4 protein-coding genes are annotated in these 12,418 nt (G+C 52.9%); 3 read left to right on the top strand and 1 reads right to left on the bottom strand.

Annotated features, from left to right (window positions below; genetic code table 11):
* Positions 1-8: 8 nt before the first annotated feature.
* Positions 9-632 (top strand): DUF4102 domain-containing protein, encoded by a 624-nt coding sequence (locus CLU91_RS21930; RefSeq protein ID WP_100876864.1) that lies wholly within the window; start codon positions 9-11, stop codon positions 630-632.
* Positions 633-849: 217 nt separating this feature from the next.
* On the top strand, positions 850-2,232 hold the full coding sequence (locus CLU91_RS27970; protein ID WP_157814759.1) for a hypothetical protein: 1,383 nt from the start codon (positions 850-852) through the stop codon (positions 2,230-2,232).
* Positions 2,233-2,528: 296 nt separating this feature from the next.
* Here CLU91_RS27970 and CLU91_RS21935 read toward each other — a convergent pair whose 3' ends face one another.
* Positions 2,529-2,834 (bottom strand): helix-turn-helix transcriptional regulator, encoded by a 306-nt coding sequence (locus CLU91_RS21935; protein ID WP_100875807.1) that lies wholly within the window; start codon positions 2,832-2,834, stop codon positions 2,529-2,531.
* An 835-nt stretch (positions 2,835-3,669) separates the two neighbouring features.
* Here CLU91_RS21935 and CLU91_RS21945 point away from each other — a divergent pair.
* Positions 3,670-11,766 (top strand): CHC2 zinc finger domain-containing protein, encoded by an 8,097-nt coding sequence (locus tag CLU91_RS21945; protein ID WP_232730838.1) that lies wholly within the window; start codon positions 3,670-3,672, stop codon positions 11,764-11,766.
* Positions 11,767-12,418 lie beyond the last annotated feature (652 nt).

Here is a 12,418-nt window from a genome sequence, read left to right on the forward strand (position 1 = left end):
AGGCTGATATGGCAAAACTTATTGCACCTCTTACAGAACAACAAGTTGCCCAAGCTGAGCCTCGAAGCAAATCTCACAAGTTGTTCGATGGCTTAGGGCTGTATGTTGAAGTCATGCCAACTGGAACAAAGGTATGGCGGATGAAATTTCGTCAGCTAGATAGGAAGGAACAGACGTTGACCTTCGGCCACTACCCGGAAGTGTCGCTGGATCTTGCGCGGAGCCGCCGTGTAGTTGCTCGCAAGATGCTTGATGAGGGAAAGGACCCGCGCCCAGAGTTCAAGGCCGCGCAGACGCGCCCGTCAAAGCGGCTTCGGCAAAATCGACCGTTGCCTCCTGCCATAAATGCTAGAAACGTGGAGCGCTGCGCAACCCACATCGGTACGCAGGCGGTGGAGTGGATGTGGGCGCTGGTCTTTCCTGCACTGAGCCGCGTTTCCGCCGATGAAAGAATGCGAAGCGACATGTTGGCAATGCTGGAGAACGTCCAGAAAGAGCGCGCCGCCGAGGTAATTGATGTGCTGTATGACTACTGCGCCGACATAATCTTCGGCTGCCTTGAATTGGGCATGGATGAAGGTGACTTGATCGAGGCCATGAGAGATGCCAGGGTGATGCAGCGGCGCAGGTGAGCGTGCGTTTAATGCTTAATATTAATAGTACTTGAGCAAATACTTGTGTTAGTGTTTGACGCATGTGTGCCTGCTTGGCAGGCACTAGTTTTTATCACGGAAATTTCTCTTGTCAGAGTCGGTAATTATTCAAGCTTTGATGACAATCGCTACTTTTCGTTTCTGGCGTACTAATGCTGGAAACAGCCGTAATGGCCCTTCACGCTAACGTGATAATGTGCGTTTTTTTCGCATTGGACAAGTCGTTGTATTCTGGGATCGTCATATTGCAGTAGTATTTTTTGATAACTATAGTTTTCCTACTATCAGAAGGAGCCTCTTGTTGAAGATGCTTAGCGAACTTACCGATATACCGCCAGTACTGCAGTTGCTAGTAAATGAGGTGTCTCAATGCGAAAGATGGAGCGATGCAAGGAAGCGCATCAAGAATATTCTACCAGAACTAAAATTGCAAGCCCGATCTTTTGAATTTCCAAATTCCAATGATGCGATTAAGGCAAGGGATCCTGGGAAGCTGGATATACATTTGCACGGTGCTCTCGATATTATTAGTGGGGATGGGTGCTCAGCATTTTCTTGTCGTATTTTGGCGGCGGATAGAATTGCACGAAGCGTGGGGTTGATAGCCGATAGGATTTGGCTAACAGATACAATATCATATAGGTTAGTAGATTTTGGTCGAGCAACTAATGAAAAAATTGATGGATTAATTGAAGATGCAAAAGTACTTTCTAGATTGGCTCCGTTAATAAATGCTGGATTGGTGAAATTTAGATCGCCGTTCTTTGCGATATGTGACTGTTGTTCGGATAAGTTGATCGGGGATATATCATCACTTTCTAAAATTTTATCGAAGAAATTCAAATCAGATTATAAATTGGAGCCTTGCGAAAAAGGCGGATATATTGCTCACACTGGAAAATGCTTCGAGCCACCACTGATATTGACAAATCCATATGCGGAAGAGCTGCCGAGACTACGTGATTTTCTTGAGCCTCATATAGAGCAAGAGTTACGATCTATTCTCTATGTCGCTCGCGAAGCATCATTGACAGGTGGTTCGATCGTCTCTAATTCCCGCCTCGGATTAGCCGGTTTACTGGAGCAAGACGGTCGTCTATTGAGTAGAAGGTCAATGCTACTCTTAGAACGAGAGCGTGAAATTAATGTTCCTTGGGTGAGCGAATTGAGCCCTGAGCAAATTGTGCAACTTCGCGAAGAGGCCGCAATTGCACTGCCAGCATTTAGGTCCCAACTCACTAGAATTTTTTCTGCAGACGCAAGTAATGAAGCACTGACTTCCGCCTTGGTATCATTGGAATCCCTAAGAGATCAAGCGGAAGAAGTAAGGGCTGAATTGAATGCAAAGAAAAAGCATTCCTCAAAGTATTGGAAAGTTACCTATGGTGTTCTTGGGCTCGGGCTGTCCGCTTATGGTGTTTCTACGGATAATGTTGCTGCCAGTATAGGTGGCCTTCTTCCTTTAATTCAGATGCTTATCAACCATCAAACTGGTTATGATTCTGAATTGACAAAAATAACATCGCGTCCTAGCTATGTGTTATTGAAAGCTCAGGATATATTGGCCCACGCGCACTAAAGATTTTATCCGGATTGAGTTGTTTTTAATTTTATTAGAAGTGATATTTGTAATGGATTATTGTTTTGTTTATTGGTCTTTTTTTTGCTTCATTGTTTTCTTTGTTTTATGGAAATAATTTCATAGTAGTTTACCATGTCGATTTTCGAATTAATGGGTGCTCTAATTTTTTTGAAAATTTTCCGAATCCTTGAGGGGTAAAGGATTGTGCTTTTTACTGTAATTTTTTTAAGGAAATAGAAATAGAATTTTTAAATATTCTTTAAAAAACTATTGAATCCGCTTTTTTGTTAATTCTATTTATCATTCGTGTGATTAATGTATGGGGAATTATTGATTATCGAGGATGCAGCGGTTGTAGTCGGTCTGCTTGCCTCGATGCATGCTTGCATCCACCGCAGCACTTCGCTTCTGAGCCAGGCAGACGAGCGGCCCTGCAGCTTCACGGGGGCAGGGAAGGTACCTTCCCTGATGCCCGCATAAACGCTGCTGCGCGACTTGCCGCAGGTTGCCAGCACCTCGCCCAGGCGGATGAAGCGCTCTTCACCCATGCGAGGTTCCACGCGGCGCTCTTTCAGGTATTCGGCTGTCGCTGGTTTCATGGCGTCCCCCTTCGTGAATCAAAAATGCCAGCGGCAGCACCGGGGCGAATGGCATATGTGGCAGGCCTTGCCCTGTCACCGATTCGTCCTTCGTGGAAACGCGCTCGCAATCATTATTCCGAAAACACGTGTCCAGTATCGAATGCTGGAATCACTGGTGCAACAAGAATCGGTCTGCCATGCCACTTGGATCAAGCCTGTCGCGCACTTTGTGTGAGATCAAGGCTGGACACAGGGGCGGCTTCGTGGAAGCTTTAGCAGCTAAAAATTGGGCAATCGACAGCGCATTCTTCATGCGATAGATGCATTGGCGCAGCCCCGATTTCATTGGTCCTGTTGCTGTATCGCCGCCACATGTGCATGCGACTGCTGGCATCTCACGCCATCAATACCTATCAGCAATTGTTTTGACCGCCTCCAGGGGGGAGCTCTTTCTGTCCACGCGGAAAGGCGCAGCCATCGGAGGAGAAGCGCGCTATTGCCGTGTAGAACTCGTAAAGCAGACTATGAAAATTTGTTGCTGACATTGATCAAGGTCGGCCCAGATGCATGTCAAATGTTCCCACTTGGACGCTGCCAATTGCCGCTGATCAACCGTGCTACTTTCGGCATACATTCCTGCTAAATCTGCTCTCGTACCTGCAAAAAAATGGTTCGACCGAGGTATTACCCGGTGATTTAAGGGTTTCAGTCGCTGCACAGGGCGGAACTACCGTGCTAGTTTCGGCATACATTCCTGCTAAATTTGCTTTCGTATCTGTAAAAAAATGGTTTGGTCGAAGTTGTGTCCGACGATTTTTGTGGTTTAGTCGCTGCGCGAAGCGGGGCAGGATAGGTGAAGTTAGCTAACCTGCGGTTAGCTAACTTCCCACCTGCTTATTCGCACTTCGTGCTCAACGGTCATACGCGCCCGTCCTTGCAGCTGCAGGCAGCGTTTGGTTTGCGGCGCGAGGAAAGCATCAAGATCAAGCCGGGGTGGGTCGATGGCGGGAACATCCTGCGGCTGCAGGATAGCTGGACCAAGGGCGGCAAATACCGGGAAGTGCCGATTGCCACCATGCAGCAGCGCGCCGTGCTCTGGTTGAATCCAATTGTTACTGCCCCCCACTCTCATAAGTCGCAGCCAAGTGCAACCACTCAGCTAGTGAGATTTTGCGTACTTTCCAGATCGGCAACATGTTATGCTCTATGGCTAATGGCCGACTTTTGCCATGCCGGACGCTCAGGGATTTTTGAGGCCTCCCATCTCAAAACAAGCTCGAAAAAATCTAGGAAATACGTGGATCGATACGATATCAGTGACCTTCTGACCAAGGCACCACTGGAGGAAGTAGTAAGACGACTCGGTATAGACGCCGAGCGACGAGGCTCACAGACTCTGGTACTTTGCCCGTTTCACCAAGACACACGACCTTCGCTGACTCTGTATCGAGCTGATGGAACTTCTCCCGCGCACTTTCATTGTTTTGCTTGTGGTACCCATGGCACTGCCATTGACCTAGTCAAGCAGGTTGAGGGACTGGAATTCCTGCCGGCGGTAGCGTGGCTAGCCCAGCAATTCGGCGCCAAGCCTTTGCGCCTGAGGTCCACGCGACGGGACGAGCGAAAGGTTACCAGTGAAACCGCACTGGACTTTGCGCTACGCACTTTTGACGCGCAACACGACACCCAGCGATTCAAGTCTTGGTGCTTAGAACGTGATTTCAACGATGGATTTCTTTACCGCCAGGGGCTGCGTTGCATCACGCGCAGTGTCTTGGTTGAGGCCTTGCAGGGCAAGGATGTAGGCGAACGTATCGAACTACTTGATGGACTGGAGAACCTTGGGCTGATCAAACGCTTGCGCTCCCGATCCTCTTCCAGCCAATGGAAGCTGGATTTGCTCGATCAGTTTCAAGACTGCTTTCATGATGGACGCGTGATCATCCCCATTCGTGGCCCCGATGCCAATAAGCCCAAAGTAAGCGGCTTTGCGGGTCGCGCGCTACAGAGTGTACCCCCAGAAGGTGTGGCGAAATACCTGCTAACGTCGGGTTTCGATAAGAGCAATCATCTATTCAATGCGACAGATGCATTCAATGCTATCAAAGAAGCATTAAAGAACAACCAACAGGCAAAGCTTTATTTGGTTGAGGGCTTTCTGGATGCGCTACGACTTTTGGAGCTGGGCCAACCTGCAGTGGCGCTGATGGGGATCAGCCTGAGCAATCAACAACTTGGTCTGCTGAAAGCGCTAGCAGAGAGCGCACCCGGCAAAGGTGAATTGGTATACAGCGTTTTTTTAGACAGCGACTCTGCCGGTTTCGGTGGTGCCGGTCGCTTGGTGCGGAGGCTGCTTGACCTCCAAGGCGTGGACCTGCGCTGGATAGGTCTGCCCTGGCGAACTGATCCGACCTTGGGGAAAGACCCCGACACGAGTCTGCGCAGCTTGGCCTCATCCGAGCAGGCCACCGATTGGCTGCAGAGATTCGAGCTGCCGGCCGAAGGTCTGCTTCTTGCAGGTGAACTGGGAAGTCAAGACGCATCGGAACTTCAAGCATCCCGATGGAATCAGTTAGCTGCGACCATCCGCGAAAGGGCTTTATTTAGAACTGCTCTCACCGTTAAGCGGCTCTACGGCCACCGCTTGCCTGACCTGCCGGCGATGAGGCTCAGTGACAGCCAGTTGCCATGGGCGCAACAGCTTCATTGGATGCTAGTAGCATCCAATGAAGCAAAGCAGCCGATACAACGCAGCGTATACCTCGACGATGTTCTTCCGCGCGCAGCATTGGCTAGGAGGCTTGCCTATCACGGTGCGCATCGTGGCGAACTGCCTTGCGATGAAGAGGCTTGGCAAATTTTAAATAGTAATGAGTACCTGTTTGACCAGACAGCGTTGGATCGCCTAAAGGCCACTCTTCAGAAAAATTCATGGCACCAGGGAGCACCCTTCGATGCTGTGCATTTGCCACGCAAGCTCACTGGGGACAAAAACGTACTGGACGATCCGCGTCTAAAGGTGATGCCTCACCCGGCTGACTTGCATGCGCAACAGCTGCTTCTCAACGAGTTGCTCACCGAGCGACATGATCGCTTAAGCGCCGGGGGCCAGACATTCTCAGCGTGCATTCCCGCCGTGCGCTGGTACGCATCTCGGCAGGAAGTGGTGGTTAGCGGCACTTATGAAGAACTCAATGAACCTGATCTTGAATGGGATGAGCCGAAGACCTTAAGCTTCGGCTACCAGATCGACATGGACGTTCTGGAGGGCGATAGAATCCCAACGGACCAGGGCATGTTCCGGCCGTTCGGTCAATGCTGGCGTGACTTCATGGCGAGCTTGGCGCATCAGTGCCACGCCATCGGTCCCCGAGTGCATGTGCTGCGCCTGGATGCCAAGCGCTACTATGATTCCATCCAGCGCTACGTGGTAAGAGATGAGTTACTCAAGCCGCTGTCAGCCGCATTACGCGACCACAATCCGGAGGGCTTCAAGAGCATGTTCGGCTTAGCGGCCGATTCGCCTGTACCGGATGGCGCACTGGAGCGCCTTTTGACTGGACTCATATTTGGATACGAATATCACGATCCCGAGTTAGTGGAGCAAACCCGACAGAGCAAAGAGGCGATCGGCATTCCTCAGGGACCGGTGCTGTCTGCATACATTGGCACCATTGCGCTATTTCCTGTGGACCATGCAGCTCGCAATTTCATCCGTCGCACTCGCACCGAAGAAACCGGCTCAGACAGCAAGCGCCGCCCGCGCGCCGGTTATGCGCGCTACGTGGACGATGTCGTGATATTTGCCGATAGCGAGGAGCTGCTGAAGGAGCTGCGCGAAGTGCTGCAAGCGAAGGCCGCTGAGCTTTCTATCGCATTGATCCACAAAGGTGAACGTGTGCGCTCAGGCACGCCCATTCAGGTCATGCGTCAGCTCAACGACGGGCGGGGCCTAGCAGCGTCTGTACCGGCTTGGGCTCACCCCATCGTAGGTGACGGTGAGGCTGATTGGAGTCTCGGGGACGACCTACCCAAGGTTGATCGTCAGTGTGCCCTTCAGATGCTGCGAGACCCAGCGCTCATGGAGCGTCCTGAGGACATTGTCAAGCACGTGAAAGCGGCAATGACCGCATCCGATCTGCGAGCCAATGACTTGGGCCTCTGTGCGCGGTGGCTATGGTGGTATGTGGCGGCCGTGAGCCAACCGGTCGATCCCGAGGCGGCTTGGACCTCCTTCCGAACGCATTGGGACGACGTGTGTGAGAACCACGATTGGGCAGCAGCTTTTGCTGAGCGTGGCTACGACATGCTCTTTGCGGTCGAAGGACTAGACAGGCTGCTCGATCCCAACCCTTGGCAGGCGAACGGTCAGTTCTTGGCTGAAGTTGACAAGAACCGGAACCACCGCATTGCTCTGGCACGCTTGGTTTGCAAGGATGATTTCTTCCGAAGCGTAAGACCGGCCACGAACCGTGACCACGTAGCACGGCGGACGCGGCTGATAGCCCGCAAAGCTCGGCGTTTGGCTGGTAATGGCCCGGTGCTCCCGGCGGTGACGCCGCAAAGCGAGCGTAGGGTGACCGCCATCGAGTGGCTGTGTCTGGCAGGTACGGTTTTGATGAGCGCGGCAGTTGATCGACCGCTGGCTGCACTTCAAGACCGCGAAATTATTCCACTTGATGAGCTAGAGCTCGCACATGGCGTCATTGAGCAGCTGAGGGAGAACGATAGTGCTGTAAGGACTCGTGCCGAGGCTGGTCTGGCTATCGATTTTATCGTGAGAAGCGCACCTCCCCAAGAGCGACTGAGCGTACTGTCCAAATTCCGCGGGCTGCTTTCGAACCTCGGCAGTGAACAGAAACGGAGGCTGATTCCGCACCTGCCAGTCCTCAATCACCAGACCGCCTCGTTCTATGAGATCGACGAAGAGCTGGGAACTGGCGGCAGGTATCTTTACCGTTGCGCTCTGCGCGAGGCGACGCAAGACCTGAATGAAGTGGCGTCCCAATTCGTACAGGCGGCCTTGGGTTCAGGGCCCTCAAGCGTCACTGAAACAATGCAAGTCCGGTTCAAGTTGGAAGGAGCCGAAGCGTTCACTGTTTGCTGGGGCAAGAGCCTGACCTCTCAGGTGTGGAGCGACTTGGCTGCACTAGGAAAAACGGGCCCAGAAGCTCGAACCCATTTAGCGGCACGCCTGTTCCTAGCACTCCTCTCCATGCACCAATTGCGGGAGGACGAGAAAGGGGAAATGACCTATGTTCCGTTCTTGCCTCAGTTGTTCCTCGAAGTTGAGGGCGATCAGACGACACTCCATCTGGTAGCTGACCCCGTCCCGCGCAATCTTTTGGGAGTAAGCGCTTGGTACCACGACCGCGATGAAAGAGTTCAGTCGGAAAACGTGCCGCTGGCTGATGCAGATCTTTGGCGCGTAGGTTGGGCTGTCGCCGATGTACTAGGTGTGGCCACTGATATGGCGGGTGAAACCGGCGTGCGTGACGAGCTACTCGATGAAAGCGAGGAGTTTGATAACGAAGCGCATGCCAAGCAGGCACTGGAAGGCTATGTGCTGCGACAGCAACTGCGCAAGTTGCAGGGGAGCTTCCTGTCCGGGGTGCCGACCGCCGTTGTAAGCGACACGGCCGTTTCGTTGCCGGGCACCGTCAAGCGGGCGTTGAAGTTGTTGCTGGACTTCCCTTCGAACCAAGGGTTGGACGCGCAGGTGCGCCACGCAATTCTGGTGGAAGCCGAGACCCGAGCCATGGCCATGCGGATGCAAGCGCGCAGCGGCGACGACTTGCGACACGTTCTGCATCGTGCGTTTCCCGATGCGTTGAACCGATTGCCATTATGGGCTCTTGGGGGCCTTAAGTTGCGGCGCCCCACGAACCAATCAAGCGAATTGCGCCCAGATTTGGCACTGATGTTGGCCCTGTACCGAGCGCTATATCCTGAAGTGGTGGAAACTGATATTGACGTGACGGCACCGTCACTGCGCATAGCGCTGGCATTGGCGGCTGTCGGTGTAGGCCTGCGCGGCAGCGTGGCAGCGCTTTGGGGATACACTGCGGATCTCGGCTCGCGCCGCATGGAAGAAAACCTGAACCTGCCGACGAAATGGGCAATGCCCGATATGGCCCGCCTAGATCCGCAGGGGGATTACAAGGCCATGCGGAAACTGTTGTTCGATGGTAATTGGCCGGAACTGTGCAAGGCCAGTCCCTGGAAATGGATGTTGGGCTTGATCGGTCTGTTGAATAGCAGCTTTGCGCAGGCTTTCGAGCTTCCGTCATTGGAAGCGCTCTACAAAACCCTCAGTGCCTGGCAGACCACACCCGCACGCGTCGATGACTCTGCCCCCGCACATGAGCCCTGGCCGTTCGACGCTTTGCCTAGATTTACGTTGCAGCAATGCGAGGACTTGATGCGGGCACTACCAGCAGCGATGTGCGACCTCGATCTGAAACGGGGTATGCGCGTGGTATGCGTTCAAGGCCGGACGTTCGGTCGCAGCCGAGACACCAATGAGTTTACGGATGTTACGGGCGCCGGCTGGCAAATGACCAAGCCGCAATACACCAGCCTTTACGCCAATTCGCTAGAAGAGCACCGTCCGTCTGACGGCAACCGGATACTCAAAGTCTGGACCGAGACACGCCGTATTGCTGACAATGATCTACTGGCCGTACACACTCTAGATAACAAGCTCGGGAAATGGCTGCCATCTCAACCGGAGGCGGTCCTAGTGATTCCAGCGAGTGCGGTAGTTTCCTTGCAAACCGTTCGGCAAGACGATTTTCCGGAAGTGATAGATAGCGTAGCCGGAAACCCTGAAATACTGGCGGATTCTCAGCTAGAGCCAGCAGAGGGGCAGCCTCCAGCCACTCAGGAAAATGATGCGCTACCCAATGAAGCCTCTTCCCAGTCTAGATCCGGTGGGGCGGATAGTGTGGAAGCAGGCACGACTAAATCAATGCCGTTATCAGATGGAAACGAATCGTCGATGCATACGGATCGCTCGGCCGACGACTCGATGATCCCACCGCCTCCCCCATCGGACGTGCAAGAAAAACTCGATGTAGCCCAGAAAGCTAGTAAGTCGGACCACGAAATCTCAACCTTGCAGCTTCTCGACAGGTTGAGCGAATGGCAAAGTGAGTCGTGGAAAAATCGTCTTGGAGGCGAGACTAGCCACGACCAGGAAGCACGTATTAGCTCCCATTTTCGCGTTGCGTTATTCCAGTGCCGCGTAGAGGAAAGTTACAGTCATCCGTTAGCAGAAGTCGGGTTAGGCGGTTTGCCTTTATCCAAGTCGTCGCAAGAAGCACTCCGAGCCCATCTTAAGGACAAAGGTCAGCTCAAGGACTTGAGTAAGGCCGTCCAGCGACATTCTGAATTTCGTTGGCAAGATGAACTGCGAGTCATCTCGTGGCCCGAGCATCGGCGGCGGACACTTTTACGGCAAGCGTTGAAAGCGTGCCGAGACCTCAAGGTGCAACTTCTCGTCTTGCCTGAGGTATCAGTACGACCGGATACGGTCGTGTGGTTGAAGGAGCAGCTTCGAAACTATCCCGGATTGGCTGTACTGGCGGGGACCTACCGGCAATTTGAGGAAGCCGACAGTAGCAATCACTTGGCGGAGAAACTGACCTTGTTATGGCAACCGGATAAAGCTTTGGAAGTGCCATTTGGCTTAGAGGGCGACACTGGAGTAATTGAACTGCAGCGCGGCAAGAAGTACCGCGCCGTCGCAGCTCATGAGCTGTTCCGGCCTGATGTCAAGAAGTTGGAACCGCTGTACACCGAAGAGAAGGTGGTAGAGGCCTTACGCGGTATTCGAAGTCGCGCGAAGAAGGGAGAATGGTCACCAGAGCAGCTAATTCCGTTGCTTAGGGCGTTGATCCATGGCCCCCAGAAGCTGCGTTACTGTATGGAATTGGTTTGCTCCGAGCTATTTATGCTGACAAGTCCCGCCAACCGCTCGCCGCTAGAGCACGAATTGGCCAAGATGCTGCAACTGTTTGGAGGAAATCCTTCCGAAGCTAAGAAGCATGTCGATGAAGACATTAGCGCACTTGGCGAACTACTGACGTCCGCTCAGCGCAATCGTGAGCGGCGATCCGTGCTGCTAGTTCCTGCCTGTACAAGCCGTAGCAACGATTATTGGCATGCAGGCCAAGCCAGCGTCTTAGCATCGGGTACAGCTACTGTATTTTGCAATGCTGCCAACAAAAAGCTTAGCGTTGGAGGTAGTTGTTTTATAGGTATTGACTCTGTCAGCCACGTGAAACCTGACCACGCCGGCACCGTACGCCTGTTGACGCCTTATCACGGCTGGAGTAAGGGAATCCTCCAGCCTGACTGCAAGGGGGCCTTGTCCGCAGCTGATCAAGCCTTAGTGGTTGTAGATCTCGATCCTGTTCACGTAGTTAGTGGCAAGCCTCGCCCACAATTACTTCCCGAACCTATGTCGCTGGTAGCGTATCTACCTATAGTGGAAGTTATAGACAAGATGAAGAATGCCAGGGGACTGGAGAATGCGTTGAGCGACCAATTGACGTCGGATGGATGCAAGCGGTTGCATGAGATGTTGACGAATGAAGCCTTTCCCGAAGCATGCGGACCATTGCACAAGCGCGACAATTTCGCGGAAGCGTTCAAGATGCTGCTCGACGCAAAAGCGAACAGCAGCTTGAGTCTGGAGACAGGCGGAGCGACAGTCGAAATATTCAAGGATTTTTTTGGTGATCCTAGCGCCGTACGCGAGCGCATCTTGGCATGGATCAGAGACCGTCATCAGCAGCCTGCACCAAAGGCTGGTGAGCGGAATCTGGAGCCGGTTTGGCTGGATTTTTTGATCGCGGATCTGACGTGGAGGTATAGCGATGAGCCGCCAAAAATCCGGGTCCCGCAATGGCTTGGCGAGTTGCCACGTGCTTTCAGCAAAAAGTAAATTGGCGTCGATTACTCTACGCCGCTTTTGCGGCTATGCTACCGACCGTTATTGAACGGCCGTACCTCTTCGGCTACTTGCGGAGAGTAATTCTAATCACCACACAGATGCCGTTACCCCTGAGCATGGCTTTGTTGCACAAAATCCCGAGGCGCGCGTGAATCGCGACTCGGTAAACTTTCAGCATGAATGCACCGAGCAAACCGAAGTATCGAACGACCAACTGGAAGGAGGACAACGGGGCGCTGAAGGTGCATGGTTCGCGACTCACCTGGCTCGACCAGGACATGTGCTGGCACGGCAGTGGGGGGAGCCGGAAGTACAGCGAGACGGCGATTCAGTTTGCCTGTCCATAAAGGCTCTGTTTGGCATTCCCCCAGCAGTACGGACACTTCCGCTAGGCCCATTTTAGATTTTCAAAGTGAATTAGACTGAACTAGCCGATTGTTGAATGCACGGCGCAGTGCATTGTAGAATCTTTTTATGTTAGTCGAACAATCGGCGCGAAGTTCGTCCCTGGTTCGGTAGTGCTTCTCGCTGAGCCATTGGTTTTTGACCTCGAGAAGAAGCTTTTCATTGCGGTGTTGTCTCAGCAATTCCCACGATGGCTCATGCTGAAGGAAATGTCGTGCGATGCCACCAAGTGCTGAAA

The organism is Janthinobacterium sp. 64, assembly GCF_002813325.1.
Classification (GTDB): domain Bacteria; phylum Pseudomonadota; class Gammaproteobacteria; order Burkholderiales; family Burkholderiaceae_D; genus Janthinobacterium.